General features: G+C 41.3%; 20 protein-coding genes and 1 pseudogene. 6 read left to right on the forward strand and 15 right to left on the reverse strand.

What is annotated here, in order from left to right; translation table 11 throughout:
- Positions 1–4,374: endo-beta-N-acetylglucosaminidase (locus tag QM928_RS09075; protein WP_414295094.1), on the reverse strand; the 4,374-nt coding region annotated here is incomplete at its 3' end.
- Between the two features lie 304 nt (positions 4,375–4,678).
- On the opposite strand from QM928_RS09075, the gene QM928_RS09080 reads away from it, so the two are divergent.
- Entirely contained in the window at positions 4,679–6,310 is a 1,632-nt protein-coding gene (locus QM928_RS09080) for a Na/Pi cotransporter family protein (RefSeq protein ID WP_414295093.1), read from the forward strand.
- 134 nt (positions 6,311–6,444) lie between these two features.
- Here the strand turns inward: QM928_RS09080 and QM928_RS09085 are convergent, their stop codons facing one another.
- From QM928_RS09085 to treP, 14 genes are all read right to left on the reverse strand, one after another.
- Complete coding sequence (locus QM928_RS09085) at positions 6,445–6,741, reverse strand: bacteriocin immunity protein (RefSeq protein WP_414295092.1); 297 nt, start codon at positions 6,739–6,741, stop codon at positions 6,445–6,447.
- A 24-nt stretch (positions 6,742–6,765) separates the two neighbouring features.
- The gene (gene pepA / locus QM928_RS09090) at positions 6,766–7,830 is read right to left on the reverse strand and encodes a glutamyl aminopeptidase (RefSeq protein WP_414295091.1); all 1,065 of its coding nucleotides are present in this window, start codon (positions 7,828–7,830) and stop codon (positions 6,766–6,768) included.
- A 103-nt stretch (positions 7,831–7,933) separates the two neighbouring features.
- Positions 7,934–8,188, reverse strand: coding sequence for a membrane protein insertion efficiency factor YidD (gene yidD / locus QM928_RS09095; protein ID WP_000721871.1), 255 nt, complete (start codon positions 8,186–8,188; stop codon positions 7,934–7,936).
- The gene (locus tag QM928_RS09100) at positions 8,188–8,913 is read right to left on the reverse strand and encodes a pseudouridine synthase (RefSeq protein WP_016466836.1); all 726 of its coding nucleotides are present in this window, start codon (positions 8,911–8,913) and stop codon (positions 8,188–8,190) included. The genes yidD and QM928_RS09100 overlap by 1 nt, the downstream gene beginning before the upstream one ends.
- Complete coding sequence (gene scpB, locus QM928_RS09105; RefSeq protein WP_414295090.1) at positions 8,900–9,469, reverse strand: SMC-Scp complex subunit ScpB; 570 nt, start codon at positions 9,467–9,469, stop codon at positions 8,900–8,902. Before scpB ends, QM928_RS09100 begins: the two co-directional genes overlap by 14 nt.
- 12 nt (positions 9,470–9,481) lie before the next feature.
- Positions 9,482–10,216 (reverse strand): segregation/condensation protein A, encoded by a 735-nt coding sequence (locus tag QM928_RS09110; protein WP_414295089.1) that lies wholly within the window; start codon positions 10,214–10,216, stop codon positions 9,482–9,484.
- On the reverse strand, positions 10,216–10,950 hold the full coding sequence (xerD, locus tag QM928_RS09115) for a site-specific tyrosine recombinase XerD (RefSeq protein WP_414295088.1): 735 nt from the start codon (positions 10,948–10,950) through the stop codon (positions 10,216–10,218). Before xerD ends, QM928_RS09110 begins: the two co-directional genes overlap by 1 nt.
- Positions 10,947–11,408, reverse strand: a complete 462-nt coding sequence (gene cbpB, locus QM928_RS09120; RefSeq protein WP_153224879.1) for a cyclic-di-AMP-binding protein CbpB — start codon at positions 11,406–11,408, stop codon at positions 10,947–10,949. Before cbpB ends, xerD begins: the two co-directional genes overlap by 4 nt.
- Entirely contained in the window at positions 11,405–11,926 is a 522-nt protein-coding gene (locus tag QM928_RS09125) for a metallophosphoesterase (protein WP_004251713.1), read from the reverse strand. Before QM928_RS09125 ends, cbpB begins: the two co-directional genes overlap by 4 nt.
- On the reverse strand, positions 11,902–12,873 hold the full coding sequence (locus tag QM928_RS09130) for a nucleoside-triphosphate diphosphatase (RefSeq protein ID WP_061863415.1): 972 nt from the start codon (positions 12,871–12,873) through the stop codon (positions 11,902–11,904). The genes QM928_RS09125 and QM928_RS09130 overlap by 25 nt, the downstream gene beginning before the upstream one ends.
- On the reverse strand, positions 12,870–13,664 hold the full coding sequence (racE, locus tag QM928_RS09135; protein WP_049503242.1) for a glutamate racemase: 795 nt from the start codon (positions 13,662–13,664) through the stop codon (positions 12,870–12,872). Before racE ends, QM928_RS09130 begins: the two co-directional genes overlap by 4 nt.
- A 205-nt stretch (positions 13,665–13,869) precedes the next feature.
- Positions 13,870–14,115 (reverse strand): YneF family protein, encoded by a 246-nt coding sequence (locus QM928_RS09140; protein WP_001048970.1) that lies wholly within the window; start codon positions 14,113–14,115, stop codon positions 13,870–13,872.
- 143 nt (positions 14,116–14,258) lie between these two features.
- Entirely contained in the window at positions 14,259–15,884 is a 1,626-nt protein-coding gene (gene treC / locus QM928_RS09145; RefSeq protein WP_414295087.1) for an alpha,alpha-phosphotrehalase, read from the reverse strand.
- Positions 15,885–16,247: 363 nt separating this feature from the next.
- Positions 16,248–18,215, reverse strand: a complete 1,968-nt coding sequence (gene treP, locus QM928_RS09150) for a PTS system trehalose-specific EIIBC component (RefSeq protein ID WP_414295086.1) — start codon at positions 18,213–18,215, stop codon at positions 16,248–16,250.
- 188 nt (positions 18,216–18,403) lie between these two features.
- On the opposite strand from treP, the gene treR reads away from it, so the two are divergent.
- From treR to QM928_RS09175, 5 genes and pseudogenes are all read left to right on the forward strand, one after another.
- The gene (gene treR, locus QM928_RS09155) at positions 18,404–19,111 is read left to right on the forward strand and encodes a trehalose operon repressor (RefSeq protein WP_414295085.1); all 708 of its coding nucleotides are present in this window, start codon (positions 18,404–18,406) and stop codon (positions 19,109–19,111) included.
- Positions 19,112–19,174: 63 nt separating this feature from the next.
- Positions 19,175–19,585, forward strand: coding sequence for a hypothetical protein (locus tag QM928_RS09160; protein WP_248034832.1), 411 nt, complete (start codon positions 19,175–19,177; stop codon positions 19,583–19,585).
- Positions 19,586–19,597: 12 nt separating this feature from the next.
- Positions 19,598–20,005, forward strand: coding sequence for a hypothetical protein (locus QM928_RS09165; RefSeq protein ID WP_414295095.1), 408 nt, complete (start codon positions 19,598–19,600; stop codon positions 20,003–20,005).
- Positions 20,006–20,411: 406 nt separating this feature from the next.
- Positions 20,412–21,437: pseudogene (locus QM928_RS09170) on the forward strand (IS630 family transposase).
- 194 nt (positions 21,438–21,631) lie between these two features.
- Positions 21,632–26,121 (forward strand): SIALI-17 repeat-containing surface protein (locus QM928_RS09175; RefSeq protein ID WP_414295084.1); only part of this gene is annotated, 4,490 nt, incomplete at its 3' end.

Raw genomic sequence — 26,121 nt, forward strand, 5'->3', positions numbered from 1 at the left:
TAAAAGATCTGCTGTTGGACGCTCTTGGTGATTGAAAGCTACGGCTTCTTCTTTCACTTCCAATTCTAGTTTTTCGAGAACAAGATTCCCAGAACCGTCCAATGGTTGCACACTACTTTCTACCTTAGTACCAACTTCAACAATCTCAGCCACAGCTTCCTTAACTACTTCTGTCTGAAGAAGAGTACGGTTACCTTTGGCATCTACTTCAATCAGATGACGGATTTGTCCTTCTGCACCAGCCTGAACGACTCGACGTTCACCCAACAAGAGGTCTCCTGACGGACGTTCTTGATGCTCGAAGGCTTGAGTTTCTGTCTCAACCACTAACTCAGGTAGTGCTTCAACTGTTGGCGCAGTTTCATCTTCTAAACTACCTACATGATGGCTTTCTTTAACAAGGAGTTTTTTATTGAGTTCTTCCTTGAGGTTGGCAAATGCTTCTGGAGTTGGCGTTTGTGAAGATAACAAAGCTTCAGCTTTCGTAATCAACTCAGATTGAGGATCTTTTTCAATGACGGATTCGAGCAAGCTTTCCAATTCTTCTCTAGCAGTTTGATAACGTTGATTGCCATCCAATTCAGTACCAGCTTGTTTCAAGTCATTCAAGGCCTGGTTGACTGCTTCTTGACTAGCATCATGATTTTCTAAGATAGCTTTTGCTGCAGCAAGCTTCTCAACAAGAGCTGCTTGTTTTGCTGCATCCGCAAATGTATAAGCTAATGTTTCTTTGCGTCCTTGAGCAGACGTGATTTCTTGTTTCAGATATTCGTCGTTAATGGCTGCCTTAGGTGATACTAGAACATCAAATTCGACAGTTTGTCCTTGATAATGCAACTGAAGTTTTTGACGGCCTGTTTTTTGAGCATCATAACCTGTAATTTCGACACCCTCGTCTGTAAAGCTATGTTCTGCCTCAGTTTCATCATCATACAAGACCTTGAAGCGTCCTTCTGATAAGTCAAGAGCATCGCCTACAAAGTAATCAATTTTCGGTTGCTTGCTAATATACAAGGCAGCTACTTCTTTTGGACCAGCTTCTTCACCTGTCACTTGAACCTTGAAGCTTCCTGCAACTGGAAGACCAAGATAGGTTACTGTTAACTCTTGTTCGCCATGATGGTGAGCTTCGTAGCCATTAACAGTAACTCCTGCATGACTAAGGTTGATGACTTCATCTGATTCTTCACCTTCGTATTTGACACGGAGAAGACCACCTTTAAGATTCAATTCCTCACCATCTTGGTAAGTCGTCTTTTTAGGTGCTACTTCTAGACTGACAGCCTTAATCTTTCTTTCATCCTGAGGAATTGTTACAGCAAGAGTATTACTGATTTCTTTCCCTGGCAATTGTGTACGATAGTAAAGAAGGCTTGGACGTTTTTCAAAGCTCAATGGATCTGTCGCCAAATCTCCTCCAACTGCTGTATTTAAGGTAGCGATTGGAGTTTGTGAATCTGCCTTGTCATAGACTGTAATTGTTGCTCCAGGAGGAACTTCTGAGAATCCAAGTTGAATCTTATTGTCTGTCAGAACACGCGCTGCAACTTTAGCCATTGGAATGTTTTGGCTCTCCGTATCAAGAGCTTCATACATCTTCCAGTTGTAGATACGGATAGCTTTCCATGGTGTTCCATTGTCAGATGTGATAACATTCAAACGCCAGTCTTGGGCCGTAATTGGACTATCAAGAGTAATATCTGAAACATGGGCTTTATTGCCACGAACTGCTTTAGCTAGTTTCCATTCTCCAGCTTCATCCTTGTAGTAGAGGTCGAAGTCCTTCGTATTCATCAAGCCGTCATTAACAGATTCTCCACCAGCACCTGCATGGTCCATGACCCATCTAACAACACGGCGTGGTTGTGTCAATCGAATATCAACGCTACCACTCAACTGAGCAGAAGACCATTTGTCAGATAGGCTGGTGATTGTACCATTCAACATACCTTCGATGCCTTCTCCGCCTTCTGTATTTGGGAAGGTACTTCCAATAACAGTCGCTCCTGGAACGATATTTTCTGCTAGTGGTCTTGGAAGACTTGTGTCTTGGACAGTCATTCCCCAGTCAAAGTTTGTGGTTGCAGCTTCAGAACGAAGACCATTCTTACCAACTGCGACAACCTTCAACTCTTGACTAGTACCAGTTGCACTAGCTGAACGGCTAACTTTTGGTAGGTAGATAGTAGTGGCAGATGAGCCTGTCAATAGGCGCCAAGCATCGCCATCCTTCTCATAAACTTCATAGAAATCAGCATCTTTATTTCCAGTAAATTGGACAATAGCTTCTGCTTCTTGGGCATTTTTCAGAGATTGCTTAGCTACTTTTAGAGCTGTTGGTGCTTGAGGAGCCTCTTGATTATCTGTTACAGTCAACTCACCCAAGTTAAATTGATAATCCTTAAGGGCAGCAGTATTTTCAAAAGTAAGCTTGATGCCATAAATTGTCTTACCTGCCAAGGCACTCAAGTCAAATTCATCTTTTGTCCAATCGTCAGATAGAGTCAGTTCTTTACGAGCATTCTCTCCACCATAAGTATAGTTTTTCTGAGTCGCAAATTCTACATAAACCTTGCTTCCCTTACCACCTTTATGAGCAACACGAAGTTTCGTTTTATCTGTTACTTCCAGTTTTGTAGAGTAAAGACGAACATCTTGGTTGGTATTTTCGGCTAAATCACCCGCAAATTTGAGTGAGTTACCGCCATTGTAGGCATCTTCAAAGTCATAGTCAGCTTGGAGTTTAGCAGCTGAAGATGTTTGCCACCAACGCCATGTAGGCAAGATACCTGATACAGAACGATAGTTCCATTCAGAATCCTTAGAAACTTTACCGTCTACAAACCACTTTTTACCATGTCCTGTATTAAAGGATGTTGTAAAGGTACGGCCTACTGCTGGTGTACGGTCAGCTACGAGGTTAGCAATCCCGTACCAGTCCTTGTCATCTGGTTTTTGACCAGTTGGATCTCCTTGGTAACCTGTGAAGAAGATATTTTCATTCTTATGATAGTCTTCACCTGTTTTCCCAAGGCTCGTGATAGTATCTGGGGCAAAAAGTCCAAGTGATAAGCGAAGTTTGCCATTCTCATCAAAAAGGGCATCCCATTTCACTTTTGTCTTGTAAGAACCACCTTGTTGCAATTCCAAACCTGCAAAAACATCATACTGACTGCGTTCTAGCCATTTGGCCATAGCTACAGAGTAATCATTTTTCTCTTTAGTCCAGTTAAAGTTGGCAAAGAAGTGATCTGCAGGAACCTTGTCTCCTTCTTTTTGCATGAATGGATAGTTGTACTCGCCTAGTCCATCTTCGTGATAACGACCATATTCATAGGTCATGGCATCGTACCATGAATACTTGACAGGATGGTTGACTTTGGCAGCATATTCCTTGGTATAAAGCATGAAGTCACGCATTTTCTTACCAAGAGGTGTTACGATATCACCTGTTGTTTCTTGATTGATAAAGTAGCCATCAAATCCATAATATTTGGCCAAATCAACCAACTTGCGAGCGATAGGGAATGTTCCGTCTTCGTCTTGTTGAAGGGCTGCAGCGAATTTTTCTTGGTCTGCAATACTGTTAGACCAGTTGAAGAAGAGTGTACCCAATACAGGGACACCATTACGGTGACCAGCATCAATCACGTCCGGAGTTGGAACGAGCCCTTCCCAGAAGACCATTGAATTCAAGTATTGCCAGTAGTCAAAAGCATAGGCTTTAAACTCTTCACCACCTACAGAAGCGTGGTCTTTAGCCTTAGAGTTAGTGTTAGCAAGAGCTTCAACCTTAGCGTCCTTATTAGCTTTTTCGTTAACCACATATCCACGATAGCGCTTGGCTAGTTCTACTGAAGAGCGGTTAATAGCATCGTCTTCGCGAGCACCTGGTTCCCATTTCAACAAATCTTCCCAAGTGTCAAATTTAATTTCTTTTGGTCGAAGACTTTTTTCTTCATTCTTAGGAACGTCTGAGACAGTTGCTTTCTCTTCAGCCTTATTTTCTGTAGCTACAGGTGCCTCTTCAGCCTTTGGCGCTTCAGCAACCGGGCTAGCTACTTCCTTATCACCTGCAGTCAATTGGTCCATGGTTGGTTTTTCTTCTGAAATAGGTTGTTCACTAACCTTGTCTTCCCTCGCTTCTAGCTCTTTCAATACTTCTGGTGCTGGTGTAGTTGCTTCTGCTGGAGTAGTGGTTGACGGTTGCTCTGAAACTACTGCTGTAGTTGTTGTCCCATTTTCTGGAACGACAGACTCTTCAGCCAAAGCTGGACCTGCAAATAGAACTGAACCAATCATCAATGAGCAGGCACCCACTGACAATTTTCGAATACTATAGCGACAACGTTTTTCAAAAAATGGATTCTTCATCTTTTTCTCCTTTGACTTTCTCCTGAAAGTAAGCGCTTTATTTTTGAATTAAAAAAGTAGCTGTTCCAAAAATACACAGAACAGGTCATTTTTATTTTACGATATTTAGAAAAAGAGTCAACACTAGCCCTTTAAGAACTATAAAGAAGTGAAGAATTAATATAAATTAGACAATCATCTGCCATTTTTCGAATAAAATCAACATTTTTCTAAAAAAAGAGCATTTACTACTTGTTAGATTTACTTTTATCCTTTAAAATAGAATGGGAGAAATTCCGCGATTATTTTTCGGAGGAAAAAGAAAATGTCCATTAATTGGCAGGAAATTATTTTTCACTTTTTAGGTGGTCTGGGACTATTTTTATATAGTATCAAGACCATGGGAGACGGTTTGCAACAAGCTGCTGGAGATCGCCTTCGTTATTACATTGACAAATACACAAGTAATCCCTTCTTAGGGGTCTTAGTGGGGATTGTCGTCACTGCCCTCATCCAGTCAAGTACAGGTGTAACGGTTATTACGGTTGGACTGGTTAGTGCTAGTCTCCTCACCCTTAGACAGGCCATCGGGATTATCATGGGAGCCAATATTGGAACGACCGTAACGTCCTTCATCATCGGTTTCAAACTTGGTGAGTATGCCCTTCCCTTGATTTTCCTTGGAACCATGTTCTTATTCTTTACAAAAAACCGTACTGCAAATAATATTGGACGTATCCTTTTTGGTGTGGGTGGTATCTTCTATGCTCTCAACCTCATTAGTGCTGGGATGAGCCCTCTTAAAGACTTGCCTCAGTTCAAGGAATACATGATTACCTTGGGTCAAAATCCTATCTTGGGAGTTGTGGCTGGTGCTGTTATTACCGTTCTGATTCAGGCATCTTCTGCAACCATCGGGATTCTACAAGGTCTCTATGCAGGTGGATTCCTCGACCTCAAAGGGGCACTACCAGTCCTATTCGGAGATAATATCGGTACAACCTTAACGGTTATTATCGCAGCAGCCGGAGCAAATATTTCTGCTAAACGAGTTGCAGCAACACACGTTACCTTTAACGTTTTAGGAACTATCCTCTGCTTAATCTTGTTAGGCCCATTCACTTCGATGATCGAGTACTTCCAGGCACTACTTCACCTCTCACCTGAGATGACGATTGCCTTCTCACACGGTGCCTTTAACGTAAGTAACACCATTGTACAATTCCCATTCATCGGTGCTCTGGCTTACTTTGTTACTAAGCTAATCCCTGGTGAAGACGAAGTTGTAAAATACGAACCTCTTTACTTGGATGAACAACTCATCAAGCAAGCTCCTTCTATCGCCCTAGGAAATGCCAAGAAAGAACTCTTGCACTTAGGAAACTATGCTGTAAAAGCATTTGACCTTTCTTACGACTACATCATCAATTCTAATGAAAAAGTCGCAGAAAAAGGACACAAGACTGAAGAAGCTATCAATACAATCGATGAGAAATTAACGCGCTACCTCATTACTCTTTCTAGTGAAGCTTTGAGTCAAAAAGAGAGCGAGGTCCTAACAAACATTCTTGACTCTTCTCGTGACTTGGAACGTATCGGTGACCACGCTGAAGCTTTGATTAATCTTAACGACTACTTGCAACGCAAGAATGTTCAATTCTCTAACTCAGCCCTAGAAGAGTTGGAAGATATTTACCGTCAAACAAGCGATTTCGTTAAAGATGCTCTTGAGAGTGTTGAAAACAATGACCTTGAAAAAGCTCAATCTCTTATTGAACGCCATGAAGCCATCAACAAGATGGAACGCGTCCTTCGTAAGACACACATCAAACGCCTCAACAACGGTGAATGTTCTACCCAAGCAGGTGTCAACTTTATCGACATTATTTCACACTATACTCGCGTGTCAGACCACGCTATGAACCTTGCTGAAAAAGTTTTGGCTGAACAAATTTAATACTCAATGAAAATCAAAGAGCAAACTAGGAAGCTAGCCGCAGGCTGTACTTGAGTACGGCAAGGTGAAGCTGACGTGGTTTGAATTTGATTTTCGAAGAGTATAAGATAAAAAAATGCTTTGATTCGAACGAATCAAAGCATTTTAAATAGTTCTCCAATCATAATGGAAGAGGCAGCTGCGCCCTTGTACCTAGCTTCTTCCTTTTGGATAAAGCTGGCCAGATTGACTAACTCTGGCGCAGGTGTTCTAGGATTCTTGAGAAGTTCAAGTGTGACTAGCCCTGAAAGTCGGACTGCAAGCAAGCGTTCATTGGTGCTGGGCAACTGCTTAGCAGTCTCTAGGAGTGCAGCCACTAAATCTTCACTCAAGTTTTGACGGGCATGATTGTAAAGGTCCCGTATCAAGATTTCTAGGTTTGGTTCTTCCATACCTATCACCTCCATCTTTTCTGTTTAATAGTTTTTAATCAAATCTACAGTAGAGCGATCTAATTTTTTAACCAAGGCTTGTAGGAAAGCTTGAGCTTCTAAGAAGTCATTCATGGCATAAAGTGTTTGGTGAGAGTGGATATAACGAGCGCAGACACCGATCGTTGTAGATGGAACACCACCATTTTTCAAATGAGCTGCTCCTGCATCTGTACCACCTTTTCCACAATAGTATTGGTATTTGATTCCAGCTTCTTCAGCAGTTGTCAAAAGGAAGTCCTTCATGCCTGGGAGAAGCAAGTGACCTGGATCATAGAAACGAATCAAGGTTCCATCACCAATCTTCCCTTGACCACCATAAACATCACCTGCTGGTGAACAATCCACAGCAAGGAATACTTCTGGATCAAATTTTGTTGTAGATGCATGGGCACCACGAAGTCCAACTTCTTCTTGGACGTTAGCACCAAGGTAAAGTTCATTTCCTAGTTTTTGGCCTGACAAGTTTTCAGCCAACTCGCTAACCATGAGCACACCGTAACGGTTATCCCATGCTTTTGAAATGATATTTTTTTCATTAGCAGTTAAGATTGCGCTACTATCTGGAACAATTGTATCTCCAGGACGGATACCAAAACTTTCAGCCTCAGCCTTATCTGCAAAACCACCATCAAAAACGATATCTGAAATAGCTGGCATGGTTGGTCCACCTGTGCCACGAGTCAAATGTGGAGGAACTGAACCTGAAATTACTGGAATCTCACAGCCTTGGCGAGTGAAGAGTTTAAAACGTTGGCTGCTGACAACCATAGGGTTCCAACCACCAATGCTGACTACTCGGAAGGTACCGTCTGCTTTGATTTCACTAACCATGAAACCAACTTCATCCATGTGAGAGGCTACCAAGACACGAGGTGCATTTTCAACTTCTGAGTGTTTAACCCCAAAAATACCACCCAAGCCATCAGTCACAACTTCATCCACGTGAGGTGTTAATTTTTCACGAAGATAAGCGCGAACAGGTGCTTCATGACCTGAGATAGCGGAAAGTTCTGTTACTTCTTTGATTTTAGAAAATAATGTTGTCATTTCTATCCCTTCTTTCTTTCAACCATTTTACCACTTTTTATAGGAGAAAGGTAGTGGAAATCAACATTTTACCAAGTAACTTACTCTTATAACAATAAAAGAATCACAAATGTGATCCTTCTTCTCTTGTATTTCGCTTTAATGAAAAGTAGTCTGGTACTGGATCTTTACCCGTTTCAGACCAAGGATGGCAACGTAATATCCTAGCCAAGCCCATCAAAACTCCCTTGAATCCATGTTTTTCAATAGCCTGAATCATATAGTTTGAACAACTAGGCTCAAATCTGCAAGAAGGTGGAAAAGCCGGCGAGATAAAGCGTTGGTAAAACCGCACTGGCGCAATTAAGATTTTTTTCATTATTTATTATTGGTTACAGCCATGGTGTGTAGTTGGCTGATTTCTTTTTTATTGAGACGGCGTGATTCTCCTGGACGAAGTCCTGTCAAGTCTAGATGACCAAAACGAGTTCGAGAGAGTTTATCTACTTGGAGACCAACCGCTTCAAACATTTTTTTGACCTGGTGATTGCGTCCCTCATGGATTGTCAACTGTACAACTGAACGGTTTTTAACTGGATCCACTTTAAGAATCTCATAAACAGCTGGCTTGGTTTTCTTGCCATCAATCTCAACCCCTCGAGTCAAGGGACGAAGATTTTCTTTGTTGGCAATCCCTTTCACACGTGCAACATAGACCTTGTCAATCTCATTACGAGGGTGAATCATCTCATCTGTAAAATCCCCATCATTGGTCAAAATCAAGACTCCAGACGTATCCCAGTCCAAACGCCCCACAGGATAGATACGCTCTTTCACATTGGGCAAAAGGTCAACAACTGTCTTACGACCCTTGTCATCTGTCACACTGGAAATCACTCCGCGTGGTTTATTGAGCAGATAGTAAACCTTTTCTTCGTTATAGATGGGTTGTCCTTCAACTTCAACCTTGTCGCCTGACTTGATAGTCGTTGCTAATTCACGCACCACTTGGCCGTTAACCGTCACCAATCCTTGCTTGATCAACTCTTCTGCTTTTCTCCTACTGGCCACACCTGCGTGGGCAATATATTTATTGATTCTCATCTTCTTCTATCCTTTCACCAAATAGTTGGCTTTCTTGTGCTTGAATATCAAGCTCATCTATCACTGGCAATTCTTCCAAATGGTTTATTCCCATGTAATCCAGGAAATAATCCGTAGTCACATAGAGGTTGGGGCGACCCAACACTTCTTTTTTCCCGTCTTCTTTAATCAAGTCAAAAGCCTGCAACTTTGCCAAAGCCCCACTCGAGTTAACCCCACGAATGGCATCAATTTCTATCCGTGTGATAGGCTGCTTGTAAGCAATGATGGACAAGGTTTCAAGGGCAGCTCGAGATAGGCTCTGGTTGATGGGTGCCTTAGAGTATTCTTTCAAAACGGTTGCAAATTGAGGCTTGGTTACCAATCTGTAGGCACCACCTGTCTCAATCAGGGCTAGACTAGAATCCTGGTCTTTTTCATACTTTTTGGCTAATTTTTCTAAGCTTTGCTGGATACCAGTCGGTGGAAGCGATAGGAGCTCAGCCAACTGGCGAATCCTAATCCCCTCTTCGCCTGCTACAAACAAGAGCGCTTCTATTTCTGCTAAAGTACTCATATTTCCTCTCTATCAAGATCGACTCTGCTCTACTTGATTTTCCTCATTCTTTTTCAGGAGATAGATATCTCCAAAGCTCTCTTTTTGAATTAAGAGAATTTCTTGGGTTTTAATCAACTCCAAGGTTGCTAAAAAGAGTGTGATGACCTCTTGTAAATCCTTGGTTTCTTTAAACAAATCTTGCAAGCATAATTGCTCACCTTCAACCAAGGCTTCTCGGACGATAACCATCATATCCTCAATCTTATACTCATCTCGTAGAATGGTTGTATGATTTTGCGAGAATTCTTCCTTTTTCTTGGAAAGCAAGTTTGAAAAGGCTAAGAAAAGATCAATCGTCGTCTTATCATGCACAAGTTCAGCATCCTCGTAAATTAACTCTGTCGGTGCTTTTGAGTAATATTGAGCTCGCTCTTGGTGTTTCACTTCCAACTGCTCTCCCAAAAGTTTAAACTTGCGGTATTCTTCGATTTGAGAAAGGAGATCCTGCTCAAGGTCATCCTCTAGGTCTGTCACTTCTGCAACCTTCGGCAAGAGCTTGCGACTCTTGATCAGCATGAGTTGACTAGCCATGACCATGTACTCACCTGCGACTTCCAAACGCATAGCTTGTAATGTCGAGATATAGGCTAAATATTGCTCGATAACCTCTGTAATCGGTACATCATAGATATCCATCTGGTACTTTGAAACCAAGTGCAAGAGAAGATCCAAAGGCCCTTCAAAATCTTTTAATTTAATATCCATTATCTATATTTTTCCAAGGTCATGACTGTCTTTAATCCTAATTTTTTAGCGATTTCGTACAAGTCAACCTTTTCTTCGATTTGTCTTAATATAAACTGTTCTCTCAATCCTTGGGCAGATAAGTCTGAAAAACCTTTTTCCTTTAGAAAGGCTTCTAACTGACGAAAGGCCCATTGACGAGAGTATGGCTTCCCAGCTTTTTCAAAGAGGTAGGTCTGTCCCATCAAGGGTTCTAACTCCGCAAGCAGGTTTGTAGGAAGGCTCAAGATTCTTTGTTGAGAAGCTTTATTGACTCTCAACACTTGAAAATCTAGGTTCACATCACTTGTTTTTAAGGCTAGAATTTCACTTGGTAAGAGGCCCAATTCAACTATCAGTAAGGCCAACAAGCGTCCCTCCGGATAGGTACTTTCTTGCCAGAAAGAACTGAGGTCTAAAAGTTCTGACTGAACTTGCTTTTTCTCAGCCTGTTTCGGCAATTCTAAACGATGAAAGGTAGCAATTTCCCCCTTTTGGTATAAAAAGTAAAGAAATTGATTGCAAGCAGAAACCTTACGCTTTTGGGCACTGATTTTAAACTGAGATAGTTGAGCTTGGTAGATTTTTAAACTTGTCTCAGAGATTCGTTCTCCAATCAAATCTAAAAACTGCTCCAAGTCGTACTTATAGGATTGCTTAGAATTTACAGACAAACCTTGTTTTTCTTCTAAAAATGCTGAAATTCCTTCTCTCATTTGCTTCGAATCTCATATTCCTTACTAAAATCATGCAAGAGAGCATTGACAGCCTTAAGGATAGACTTCCGTGTGATAATGCCTTGGAAGATACCATCCTTGTCAACGACTGGTAGGAAAGACTCATCCACTAACTTATGTAAAACATCCGTCAGTGTATAGTCTGGACTGACAACTGCTACGTCCTTCTTGGTCATATGTACGATATCCGTATCTGCCATAGCTTCCTGACTCAAGCCCTGCTCCATCTGGTAAGCCAGAATATCTCTAAGTCCAATGGTTCCGACAAATTCTTTCTCATCAGTAACTACTGGCACTCTGGTATAGGTCATCTGGCTAAGGAGGAGAATTGCATGATCTGCATTGTGGGTATCAATGAGTACAGCCAAATTTTCAGCAGGAGTCAAAAAGGTTTCCTCTTGCTCCAGTAAAAACTGTTCAAACTCTTTGGCAATCATCGAGCGAACTCCTTAGATAAGCCTGGATAGACCTCATGGTTCCGTGTCAAAAAGTCCACTTTAAAGTAGCTATCATCAATCTCCACACGGGCATAGAGACATTCTCTGATAGTTCCACGTGGTTGACTAATAGAACCAGGATTTAAAAAGAGGGTCTTCCCTTCCATCCAAGCATTTGGAACATGCAAGTGCCCATAAAGACAGATATCTGCATCTTCCTCTTGAGCCCAAAAATCAAGCTTTTGGAAATTGAAGTTAATATCAAACAAATGTCCATGAGTCTGGATAATCTTGGTAGGACCCAGTTGAGTCACCAAACGTTCTGGATAGTCTGAATAAAAGTCCATGTTTCCTCTGACTACCTGGATTCCTTCCCAGAGTGGTGAATCTGGTCGAAGTTCCGAGTCACCATCGTGAAAAATGGCATCAACTTTCCCCAGATAGCGGTCACGGATTTCTTCTACAATTAAGCTATCTCCGTGGGAGTCGCTCATTACAATGATGGTTTGCTTTGCCATGATGGAAATACCTCCAAAAGTTTCTTAACGGCTAAGGCACGGTGGGATTGACTATTTTTTTCTTCGAGGGTTAATTCAGCTGATGATTTGCCTGTTTCTCCTACTAAGAAGAGTGGATCATAACCAAAACCATTTTCACCCTTAGGTTCAAAATTAATGTAGCCTGGCCAGTCAGCTTCGACAACCAAGCTTTCCTTACCTGGGCTAGCCACGACCAAAGTTGTGTGGAATTGTGCTGAACGGTCCTTAAGTTCAAAGACCATAGCTAGTTCGTGCAAGAGTTTGGCGTTATTTTCTTGATCAGTTGCCCCTACTCCGGCGAAACGAGCTGACCAGACACCTGGTAGACCACCAAGCACATCGACTTTGAGTCCAGAATCATCTGCTAGAACCATCTTGCCTGTTAATTTAGAAATAGTTTCAGCCTTCAGGCGAGCATTCTCTTCAAAAGTCATACCTGTTTCGGCTACTTCAGGTAGATCTGGATAGTCATTAAGATTTTCCACATCATATCCAAGTTTGTCAAAGATCGCACGAAATTCCTTGGTCTTCCCTTCGTTACGAGTCGCTATGAGCAAGGTTTCTCTGACTTTATTTGTCTCGAAAAAGTCTTGAACATTGACTCCTTCTTTAGGCAATTCTACATGCAGAAGTTGTCCATTTTCAACTAAGAGCAAGGCACCTTGACGTTGGATGACTTCTAAGTTTCGATTCGCTTCTTGGTTGAGAATATCTACCACAAAAGAGAGTAAGCGGTAGGCTGAACCATATCGTAAAACAGTGACTGAAAGTGGAAATCCTCGCTCCTCATCTCGAAAGATTTTGGCCAAATCAAATAGCGGAAACTCTAACTCATCATCCGTCAAAGTCCGAATGCCACCAAAAACACTGTAGGATCCAACATACCAGTCTTGGTCATCCTTGTATTCATAAATTTTGTTTGTCATAATGTTACATGCTCCACATGAATCTCTTTTTCCAGCCATTCTGCTCCTATCTGGGCAAAACTTTGGCTATTTGCAGTTGTATAAAAACGGTGTTGAAGGGGCGCCGCATCTCGGCTACGGTTAATCTCAAAGTAATTGAGCAAGACTGAAATATCACGCACACACTCAGCTCCACTATCGATCAGCTGAACCTTAGGCCCCATGACATTTTGGATGATAGGTCTGAGGAGTGGATAATGAGTACAGCCCAAAATTAAGCTATCTACTTTTCCGACTAAGGGACGCAAGGTTTCATAGACAACTTTCTTGGTCACACTGGTCGATAGAGCACCTGACTCGACCAAGGGAGCAAACTTAGGGCAGGCCAAGCTTTCCACTTGTAAATCTGGGTCTAGATCATGAATCTTTTGTCGATAAATATCTGATTTTACCGTCATCGGGGTTCCAATCACACCGATCTTCCCACCTTGACTCGCTTTGATAGCTGCTGAAGCACCAGGCAAAATCACACCCAGCACCGGAATATCCAACTTAGCTTTAATCTCTTCCCAGACGACTGCCGTTGCTGTATTACAAGCAATAACAATCATCTTAACATCCTTGGTCAAAAGAAAGTTGACCAGTTGCCAAGTATATTCACGAATCTGCTCAGCAGGACGGGGACCATAAGGAGCCCGTGCCGAATCTCCAATATAGACGATTTCTTCATGGGGAAGCTGGCGCATGAGTTCACGTACAACCGTCAAACCTCCAACGCCCGAATCCAAAAAACCAATCGGTCGATTATCCATACAGTCTTCTTTCTAGTATTTTTTTCTGATTGATAGTTCATTATTATTCATTTCTTTCTGAAATTGCTGACAGACTGGGTAGCTCCCCACTGTCTCCCTCTTAATCATAATCAATTATCAATAGAATGCAAGGAAAAAGTCTTGTCTCTAAATATCAGTCAAACATAGTGAGAAGTCTGGAACTTTCATCCCAGACTTTTCCTATTTATTTCTTTTTATTGTTAGCAAGGGCTGCTTTTTGTTGGCGAATGATTTGGTGGTAAACTTGTTGTACTTTAGCTTCGCTTGGCTTTTGACCGTTTGCACTCAAGAGAGTACGAACTGCTTCTGCGTTCAAACGTGGGTTATCCGCAAATTCTTTTTCGATTTGCTTGCGCACCAAGTACATACCTCCAAGAGCTCCTCCTAGAAAAGCCAAAAGAATCAATACAATTGCTAAAATAAGGTTCATAACATTTCTCCTGTTTCTTTTTGAATCTTCTATATTATACCATAAAGTCCTACGCCTGACTAGTTTGAGTTACGCTTTCAAAAAAATGAATGCTAGCTAAAAAAGAGCCCTTTTATTCCTTAGAAGCAGGCTCTTTCTTGATTTTAATCTACATAAATCGCTAGCGTTTGGTATGGTTTAAGAATTACTTTTTCAGCAAGTTCCACATTCTCATAGTTTGATAAAAGCACGCGCCCTGCTTGATATTCTGCTGGAATTGTCACTTCAACTTCGTTTCCATAGAAATGATTGAGCACCAAGAGTTTTTGACCGTCTAAGTGGCGTTCAAAGGCGTAGACTTGATTACTATCTTCAAATGCTGGCTGGTAGCTTCCTTCTGAAATGATGGGCATTGCTTTACGCAAGCGAATCAATTCTTTATAGAATTTAAAGATTGGTCCGTTGATTTCATTTTCAACGTTGATCTCTTTGTAAGATTTACCAACCTTCAACCATGGAGTACCTGTTGAAAAACCTGCATTTTCAGAAGCATCCCATTGCATTGGTGTACGAGAATTATCCCGTGATTTGGCTTGGATAATCTTGAAGGCTTGCTCAGGTGACTTGCCTTGATCCAAAAGCATCTGGTAAGCATTGATGGATTCCACATCTACATAGTCTTTCATAGAATCATAGTCTGGATCAATCATGCCGATTTCTTCACCCATGTAGATATAAGGGGTCCCACGTGACAAGTGAATGCTAGCTGCCAGCATGGTCGCTCCTTCATTACGGAAGTTCTTGATATCCACAAAGCGATTAAGAGCACGAGGTTGGTCATGGTTATTCCAGAAAAGGGCACTCCAACCACCACGTTCACTCATTTCCTTGCCCCATGTATGATAGAGACGTTTGAGCTCTTCAAAATCAAAGGGAGCAATGGTCCATTTTTGACCATCTTCATAGTCGACTTTAAGATGGTGAAAATTAAAGGCCATTGACAATTCGTGACGCTCTGGCGCTGAATAAAGAACACAGTTATCAATCGTTGTCGAGGACATCTCTCCAACTGTCATAAAGCTATCATCAGAACCGAAGGTCGCTTCATTCATCATGTGAAGATAGTCATGGACAATTGGTTTATCTGTATAAGCTGGTTTTCCTTCGTTTTCAGGGCAATCCACCAAGACTTCGTCTTTACCAATCAAATTAATCACGTCAAAACGGAATCCTTTGACACCCTTGTCACGCCAGAAGTTGACCACCTGGAACAATTCCTTGCGGACATTGGGATTACGCCAATTAAGATCCGCCTGTGTCTTATCAAAGAGGTGAAGATAGTATTTCCCCGTCTCTCCAAAAGGTGACCATGCAGAACCACCAAATTTAGACAACCAATCAGTTGGTTGGTCCTGGATGAAGAAGAAATCTTGGTAATACTTGTCACCAGCCAATGATTTTTGGAACCACTCATGCTCTGTTGAGCAGTGGTTAAGCACCATATCTAGCATGAAGTCAATCTGGTGCTCTTTACCGACACGGACCATCTCTTCAAAATCAGCCATATCCCCAAAGATAGGATTGACGGCTGTATAGTCTGAAATATCGTAGCCATTATCTCGCTGAGGGCTTGGGTAGAAAGGATTAAGCCAAACCATATCCACGCCCAACTCTGCTAGATAAGGAATTTTTTCGATGATGCCTCTGAAATCACCGATTCCATTTCCTGTCGTGTCCTTATATGATTTTGGATAAATTTGATAGACAACTTTTCTTTTATCAAGAGCCATAGTTTCTCCTTTTTGATAAAAGGGAGGGAGCTATATCCCAACCCTATACATTTTATAGTAGATTGAATATAGAACAGTACACTACAACTGCTAAAAATATTTCTAGAAATTAGTTTGACTTTCCTAATCTCTCTGTTCGCATCTTATTTCAATCCACTATAAAACTTATACTCTTCGAAAATCTCTTCAAACCACGTCAGCGTCGCCTTACCGTATATGTAGGATACTGACTACGTCAGTTCCATCTACAACCTCAAAACAGTGTTTTGAGCTAACTTCGTCAGTTCTATCCACAACCTCAAAACGGTGTTTTGAGCAACCTGCGGCTAGCTTCCTAGTTTGCTATTTGATTTTCATTGAGTATTAGATTCGCTTGGCGACCATCAAGTCTTCCCCGTGTTTAATCACTCGAGGGTAAGTTCCATCGATTGACGCTGTGTACGCATCTTGGTTAGTGATGATGACTGGAGTTTCAGTCACAAGTCCTGCATCCTTGATCACTTTCATATCAAAGCTAATCAATTTTTGTCCTACAGTAACATGGTCTCCTTGAGACACATGACTTTCAAAGCCACGACCTTCTAGACCAACAGTGTCCATGCCGATGTGCATCAATAACTCAACACCTTCATCAGATACAATACCGATGGCGTGCTTAGTTGGAAATAGGACTGTAACTGTACCATTTACTGGCGAAGTCAACTCACCTTGGCTTGGTTCAATCACTAGACCTTGTCCCATGACACCTGATGCAAAGACTGGGTCTGTTGCTTGACTTAGTTCTTTTACTTGTCCTTCCAGTGGACTGATAATTTTTGTTGAAGCAACAGGAGTTGATTCTTGATGATGGAATTCTGCTTCTTCCTGTGCTTGAAATTCTGCTTTTAATTCTGTGTCATCTTCTGTTTTTGTAAAGAGTCCTGCCTTACGGAAGAAGAAGGTCAATAGCATTGGAACAACGATTGCAACTAGCATGGTCCCTGCAAATGGAAGCATGTATTGTGGTTGAATAGAAAGAATACCTGGCAAACCACCAATACCGATAGAAGCAGCAGTCACATTAAATATCACAGAAAGCATACCTGCAAGAGCTGAACCAATCATTCCAGCCACAAATGGATAGATGTATTTGACGTTAACCCCAAAGAGGGCAGGTTCTGTTACACCGAGATAGGCTGAAATGGTTGCAGGAAGTGATACCTGAGCTTCACGCTCATCACGACGGTGCATCAAATAGTAGGCAAAAACTGCTGAACCTTGGGCAATATTTGAGAGAGCAATCATAGGCCAAAGAGCAGTTCCACCAGCATCAGCAATCAACTGCGTGTCAATGGCATTGGTCATGTGGTGAAGACCAGTGATAACAAATGGAGCATAGAGGGCACCAAAAATCGCACCGAAGAGCCACTTAACTGGACCAGTTAAACCTGCCAATACAACTGCTGAGAGTCCTTGACCAATTGTCCATCCGATTGGTCCCAAAACAGTATGAGCCAAAATCAAGGCCGGAATCAATGATAAAAATGGCACAAAAATCATAGAAATCACTTCTGGAATATGCTTACGCCAGAAAATTTCAAGATAAGACAGACTCAAACCTGCAAGTAAGGCTGGGATAACTTGAGCTTGGTAACCAATACGATTAACCGTGAAGTAACCAAAGTTCCAAACCCAGTTAGCTGCAATTTCGGATGCAGGTGTCGAAGCAACCGCATAGGCATTCAGCAACTGAGGTGAAACCAAACAGATCCCGAGAACAATACCCAAGATTTGGCTGGTTCCCATCTTACGGGAAACAGACCAAGTAATCCCTACTGGCAAGAACTGGAAGATGGCCTCACCTGGTAACCAGAGGAAGTGATTGACTCCTGACCAAAACTGAGAGGATTCTGTGATGGTCTTGCCATCCAACATTGACCAATGCACGCCCTCAAGAACATTACGGAAACCGAGGATTAATCCTCCGACGATCAAGGCTGGAATAATAGGTGTAAAGATTTCAGCCAGAGTTGTCATCACACGTTGAACTGGATTTTGATTACTCTTAGCAGCTGACTTAGCCGCTTCTTTAGAAACACCCTCAATGCCGGAAACAGCTGTAAAATCATTGTAAAAAATTGGCACATCATTCCCAATAATCACCTGAAATTGACCTGCATTGGTAAAGGTTCCTTTTACTGCTGGAATTGACTCGATAGCCTTAACATTAGCCTTCTTATCATCTCCTAGAACAAACCGCATCCGTGTTGCACAGTGGGTTACTGCCGTGATATTATCTTTGCCTCCGATTGCTTCTAGCAAGTCTTTAGCTTCTTGTTCAAATTTTCCCATTTGAATCTCCTTATATTTGTCAAGACTTCCTTGACTTGATAATTCAATTGTAATCGATGCCAAACTTGTCTGCAACTTGTTTGTTAAAAGTAATGGATTTTTTCTGTATATTTTTGTTACTTGTATGGTAAAATAAATACAAGGAACTCTTTTAGGGCTCATCAATCAATTTTTTAAAAGGAAGAAATGTGAAAAAATATCAACAATTATACAAACAAATAGAAAAAGCAATTCATGAAGAAACCTATGCTGTTGGAGATTTTCTCCCTAGTGAACACGAACTAATGGACCAGTATCAGGTGAGTCGTGACACTGTTCGAAAATCCTTAGCTCTCCTCCAAGATGAGGGATTGATTAAAAAAATCAGAGGGCAGGGTTCTCAGGTTATTAAAGAAGAAACTGTGAATTTCCCAGTGTCTAACCTAACTAGCTACCAAGAATTGGTCCAAGAGTTAGGACTTCGCTCAAAAACGAATGTCGTGAGTCTAGATAAGATTATCATCGATAAAAAAACTTCCTTATTAACTGGCTTCCCAGAATTTCGGATGGTTTGGAAGGTCGTTCGTCAACGAGTGGTAGATGATTTGGTGTCCGTACTGGATATTGATTATCTAGATATGGAACTCATCCCTAAACTAACCAGAGAAATTGCTGAACAATCTATCTACTCCTATATCGAAAATGATCTGAAGTTAATCATCGACTATGCTCAAAAGGAAATCACCATTGACCATAGTAACGATAGAGATAAGATTCTCATGGATATTGGTAAAGATCCCTATGTTGTTTCCATTAAGTCAAAAGTCTATCTCCAAGACGGACGCCAATTTCAGTTCACCGAAAGCCGGCACAAATTGGAGAAATTTCGTTTTGTAGATTTTGCTAAAAGAAAATAAAGAGGAAAAGGCGTATAGTTATCAAGTTTTAAAATAATGAAAGGTTTAAAATGGTGAAATAAGATGTTAGAGATACGAGAAAGAATCAAATCAAGCAAAGGTTATCAAGTCTTAATTGCAATGCTTGATAGCTACTTCGGTCAAGATTATATTATTCGTAAAATCACTTATGATGATTTGGAACCGGCAAGTTTTGATTTTCGCTTATCTGTAGATTTTCCCAAATTAAAGGGAGTGGATGTAGGTGTCGCTCATAGCGGTCCACGCCAGATGTTTCGTATGGGTGGTACTGGTGTTATTGGCATAGCGGTTCCTAAAGATGGAGGTGATGCAAAGTTAACCTCAGGTGAAAGAGGAGATGGTTTATTTTGGATTTTAGGAGATAAAAAATTAGAGTGGGGTGGTCAAGTAAATAAAGCTGAAGAAGTTAAGTATTATTTTGATGCTTTCAAAAAATACTATGATAATCTTTAGAGAGTGATAGTGATGAAGATACGAGAAGAAATTAGAACGAGCAAGGGTTATCAAGTCTTAATTGCAATGCTTGATAGTTACTTTGGTCAAGATTATATTATTCGAAAAATTACTTATGATGATTTGGATCCGACAAGTTTTGATTTTGAGTTATCTGTGGATTTTCCCAAATTAAAGGGAGTGGATGTAGGTGTCGCTAATAGTGGTCCACGCCAAATGTTTCGTATAGGAGGAGACGGTTTTATTGGAATTGCTGTACCTAAGGAAGGGTGCTTAGGAGTTTTGACATCTGGTGAGAAAGGAGAAGGATTAGATAAAATTTTAGGAGACTCTAGTTTGCGTTGGGGAGCGGGATTAGATAATGTAGAAAGTGTCGATAAATATTTTGATGCCTTCAAAAAATACTATGATAGTCTTTAGAGAAAGATAAGGATGAAGATACGAGAAGAAATTAGAACGAGTAGAAACCTTTAACACTATGTATATTTCAAAATTAGTATAATTTTATCTGATTTAATTTTCTGAATTTATCTAAAAGATACTATGCAGAAAATACGAATATAATAAGGTGATAAGATTCATAACTTCGATACATGCAGAACAATTTATGTAGATTTAAAAAATTAGAGAAACTATTTGGTAAAATACTAAAAAAACTATAAATTAGTTGACCACCTTACCTACTATTATCTTTAATTAATTCTACTCGAAATTATCTCTACTAAATAAAAAGACTCTTTATTAACTACATAAAATAGTAGGTGATAAAGAGTCTTTTTAGTAGTAATACTAGACTAAAATCAAAAACCATCTTATAATAGTAGTTATGAAACTCACAAACGAAGAAATACAGAAAATTGAAAAACTCCTGAGAGATTCATCGTACGCCAAATATCACAAACGTCTACAGATTATTTATTTTCGCTCAAAAGGAAAGAGTTATAAGGAAATCACGGATCTGCTAGATTGTAATAAAACAACTGTTTGGAGGAATTTGAAAAAATATAAGGAGTTTGGTTTAGAAGCTCTTCTTCAAGAGACTCGTGGTGGACGTCATCGAGAATATATGACTTACGAAGAAGAACAAGCATTTCTAAAACGTCATATAGAAGCTGCTCAGGCTGGAGAATTTGTGACTGTCAATCAGTTATTCGAAGCCTATCAAAAAGAGATTGGTCGCACTTCTACACGTGATGGTTTTTATTATCTCTTGAAACGCCATGGTTGGCGAACGGTCACTCCCAGACCTGAACATCCCAAGAAGGCAGACGCTCAAATAATTGAGACGTCTAAAAATAAAATCTACATTCGAGACCTTAAGTAAGCGCTCTAAAGAGAAGGGGACTTATAACAAAGTACGTTTGATGTACCAAGATGAAGCCGGTTTCGGGAGAATCAGTAAGATGAGTTCTTGTTGGGCTCCTCAAGGAATCCGACCTAACATTCATAGTCATTATATGCGAGAATATCGCTATTGTTATGGGGCAGTAGATGCTCAGACAGGAGATTCCTTCTTCCTTATTTCTGGAGGATGCAATACTGAGTGGATGAATGAATTTCTACGGCAAGTCTCACAAGCTTATCCGGATGATTATATTTTACTTGTCATGGATAATGCTATATGGCATAAATCAAGTACCTTAGAGATTCCAAGTAGTAATATTGAGTTAGCTTTTATCCCACCTTATACACCAGAAATGAACCCTGTTGAACAAGTCTGGAAAGAAATTCGAAAACGAGGCTTTAAAAATAAGGCGTTCCAAACATTAGAAGCCGCCTTTTTCTAGTCCTTCAAGAAGTTATTCAAGGACTAGAAAAAGGCGTTTTAAAGTCCACTGTCAGCAGACAATGAACAAGGTTGCTTTTTGAAAACAATTGAGTATTAGTAAAACTTAGTAAAATAAGGCCATTTCTCTTGTAAGCCCTTGCAATAGTTTTGTTTATTTGTTATATTAAGATTATCTGAAAAAATCACACATATTTCTGCAAGACTTATTTTTTTAAAAGAGAATGTATGCGCTTACAGATTTAAGAAAGGAGAATTTTGTGGATAAGAGATATTGGGAAAAATCCTGTAAGTATAGCATCCGCAAGCTAAGTGTCGGAGCTGCCTCTGTTTTACTTGGAGCTGTGTTTTTAGCAGCACAGGGTGTGGCTGCTGATGGTGTCGAGATTACGGAAAGTGAGGCAACAATTACTGAAACCTCTGCTAAACCGGATACGAAAGTAGAGGAAGTTGTTGCTTCTAACACAGAGACTCAACCTATAGCTGAATCAGCTGAAAAGCAAACAAACCCTGAGGCAGAACTACCTCAAACTAGTAGTCAGTCAGAGACAAGTGCTACTACCGCCCCTGCTGACAATAAGGAGAGCGAGAAACCAGAACTTCCTGTGAACAAGCAAGAACATTACGAATTACATTACAACCAACCAACTGCTCCTTCCTATGATGGATGGGAAAAACAAGCCCTCCCAGTCGGAAATGGGGAAATGGGTGCCAAGGTTTTCGGACTCATCGGTGAAGAAAGAATCCAGTACAACGAAAAAACACTTTGGTCTGGAGGCCCACAACCTGATAGTCAAGACTACAACGGAGGAAACTACAAGGACCGCTACAAAGTCTTAGCCGAAATTCGTAAGGCCTTAGAAGACGGTGACCGTCAAAAAGCCAAACAACTAGCAGAGAGAAATTTGGTTGGACCAAACAATGCCCAATACGGTCGCTACCTAGCCTTCGGTGATATCTTCATGGTCTTTAATAACCAGAAGAAGGGCTTGGAAAATGTTACTGACTATCACCGTGGCTTAGATATTTCTGAAGCTATCACAACCACCTCCTATACTCAAGACGGGACAAGTTTCAAACGAGAGACCTTCTCTAGTTACCCAGATGACGTCACTGTTACCCATTTGACCAAAAAGGGAGATAAGACGCTTGATTTTACCCTTTGGAATAGCTTGACTGAAGATTTGATTGCTAATGGAGATTATTCTTGGGAGAATTCTAAATACAAACAAGGGACTGTTAGCGTTGATTCTAATGGTATTTTACTCAAGGGAACTGTCAAAGACAACGGTCTGAAATTTGCCTCTTATCTTGGTATCAAGACAGATGGACAAGTCACTGCTCAAGATGGTTATTTGACAGTTACGGGAGCAAGTTATGCAACACTGCTACTCAGTGCCAAGACTAATTTTGCTCAAAATCCGAAAACCAACTACCGCAAGGATATTGATGTAGAAAAGACTGTCAAATCTATCGTCGAAGCTGCTAAAGCCAAAGACTATGAGACTCTGAAAAATGACCACATCAAGGATTACCAGAGTCTTTTCAATCGTGTTCAATTAAACCTAGGTGGTAGCAAGTCTAATCAAACTACAAAAGAAGCTCTCCAAACCTATAATCCAACAAAAGGGCAAAAACTAGAAGAACTCTTCTTCCAATACGGACGTTACCTACTGATCAGTTCTTCTCGTAACCGGACAGATGCCCTCCCTGCCAACTTGCAAGGAGTCTGGAATGCTGTAGATAATCCACCTTGGAACTCAGACTACCACCTCAATGTCAACCTACAAATGAACTATTGGCCTGCCTACATGAGTAATCTCGCAGAAACAGCTAAGCCAATGATCAATTATATCGACGACATGCGCTATTATGGTCGTATCGCTGCTAAAGAATACGCAGGTATCGAATCCAAAGAAGGTCAAGAAAACGGTTGGTTGGTTCATACTCAGGCGACACCATTTGGCTGGACTACTCCTGGTTGGAACTACTATTGGGGTTGGTCTCCTGCTGCCAATGCTTGGATGATGCAGAACGTCTATGACTACTACAAATTCACCAAGGATGAAACTTATCTTAAGGAAAAGATTTATCCAATGCTCAAGGAAACTGCTAAGTTCTGGAATTCCTTCTTGCACTACGACAAGGCTAGTGACCGTTGGGTTTCTTCTCCATCCTACTCGCCAGAACATGGAACTATCACGATTGGGAATACCTTTGACCAATCTCTAGTTTGGCAGTTATTCCACGACTATATGGAAGCAGCCAATCATCTGAAGGTCGACCAAGATTTGGTGACAGAAGTGAAGGCTAAATTTGACAAGCTCAAACCACTTCATATCAACCAAGACGGCCGTATCAAGGAATGGTACGAAGAAGACAGCCCGCAATTCACTAACGAAGGCATCGAAAACCATCACCGCCACGTTTCTCATTTGGTTGGACTCTTCCCAGGTACTCTATTTGGCAAGGATCAGCCTGAATATCTAGAAGCTGCACGCGCAACCCTAAACCACCGTGGAGATGGTGGAACTGGTTGGTCTAAAGCCAATAAAATCAACCTCTGGGCTCGTCTCTTAGATGGAAATCGCGCCCACCGTTTGTTGGCAGAACAGCTCAGATCTTCAACTCTAGAAAACCTCTGGGATACGCACGCGCCTTTCCAAATCGATGGGAACTTTGGTGCAACCAGCGGTATGGCAGAAATGCTCCTTCAGTCTCACACAGGCTACATTGCCCCATTACCAGCCCTTCCAGATGCATGGAAAGACGGGCAAGTCTCAGGCTTAGTCGCTCGTGGTAACTTTGAAGTCAGCATGAAATGGAAAGAGAAAAATCTTGAAACGCTGTCCTTCCTTTCTAATGTTGGTGGAGACTTAGTCGTAGACTATCCAAATATCGAATCTAGTATTATCAAGATTAATGGCAAGGAAGTTCAAGCTAGTCGCCTCAAAGATAACCGTATCCAACTTGCGACTCAAAAGGGTGATGTCATTACATTTGAAAACTTCCCTGGACGAGTGACTCGCTTATCAGCCCTTCGAAAAGATTCCGTCACAGCTGAACTCGACTTTAACACAGTTGAGGGAGCAACTCATTATGTCATCCGACGAGAAAGCAAGGATGAAAACAGCCAAACTCCTAGCGTTCGTGAGTTTATCACCAACCAAACTCACTTTATCGATCGCTCAATTGATTCTAGTCATGCCTATACTTATAGCGTTAAGGCTATGCTAGGGGACCGTACAACACCAGTTTCAGATCCTGCTTCTATCGATGCCTTCAGTGAGTTGATGGATGACCGTGACAAGCGTATCCAGTACGGCTCTGCTTATGGAAACTGGGCTGACTCAGAACTCTTTGGTGGAACAGAGAAATACGCCGATATCTCAAATGGAAATTACTCCGATAAGGATGCGACTGCAACTATTCCATTCAATGGACCAGGTATTGAAATCTACGGACTCAAGTCATCTCAATTGGGACTTGCTGACGTTACAATCGATGGTAAATCTGTTGGAGAACTTGACTTCTATACAGCAGGAGCAACTGAAAAAGGTGTACTAATAGGACGTTACACAAATCTTTCTTCAGGTTCTCATCTCATGACCATCACTGTTAAGCGCGAGCACAAAGGACGTACAAACGAGCGTGCAAAAATTTCTCTCGATTACTTCAAAGTCTTCCCAGGCCAAGGAGCAACTGTTGAGAAAATCGACGACCGTGACCCTCGTATCCAGTATGGTTCTATGTTTAAGGATTGGAGCGATGCCGAACTATATGCTTCTACAGAAAAATACGCTGACATCAACGCTGATGCTAGTCTCGCTTCTGAAGCCACTGCAACCATTCCATTCTCTGGAACAGGTATCCGAATCTATGGATTAAAAACGGCATCACTAGGCAAGGCACTTGTCACACTGGATGGCAAAGAGATGCCAGCTCTTGACTTCTACACTCCAGGAGCGACTGAAAAAGGAGCTTTGATTGGCGAATTCACAAATCTAGCAGATGGCGACCATGTTCTTACTTTGAAAGTAGATCCAAATTCTCCACAAGGACGAAAGAAAGTTTCTCTTGATTCCTTTGATATCTTAAAGGCACCATCTGTGTCTCTCGATAGCCCAAGCCTCGAACCTATTAAGTCCAAAGATAAGACTGTTACCTTAACCCTACCAACTGGTAATTGGGATGGAGTCGCTGTAACCTTCCCTGGTATCAAAGATCCCCTTCTACTCAGAAAAGTCGATGATGACCATCTTGTTACATCAGGCGAGCAAACTGTTCTAACCATTAAGGATAACAAGGTCCAACTAGACATTCCTGAAACTACAGATCGTAAAGCTGGCAATCCGATAGAAGCTTATGCTATCCAAGGAAAAACAATAAGTAGCTCTGTTGTAACAGTATTTCCTAAGGATGAAACCAGTCCAGTGGAAGAAAAAATCCAAACAAGTAAAGGGGATGAGCCTGCTCCAGTAGTAACCATTCCTGAGTACACAAATCCTATTGGTACAGCTGGAGATCAGGAGGCACCTACTGTGGAAATTCCTGAATACACTGGTCCTATCGGGACTGCTGGGGATCAAGAAGCACCTACCGTGGAAATCCCCGAATACACTGAGCCTATCGGCACAGCGGGAGACCAGGAAGCACCTTCTGTAGAAATCCCCGAATACACTGAACCTATCGGGACTGCAGGTGAACAAGAAGCACCTTCTGTAGTAATTCCTGAATACACTGAGCCTAT

It is taken from the genome of Streptococcus infantis, assembly GCF_047460405.1.
GTDB lineage: Bacteria > Bacillota > Bacilli > Lactobacillales > Streptococcaceae > Streptococcus > Streptococcus infantis_Q.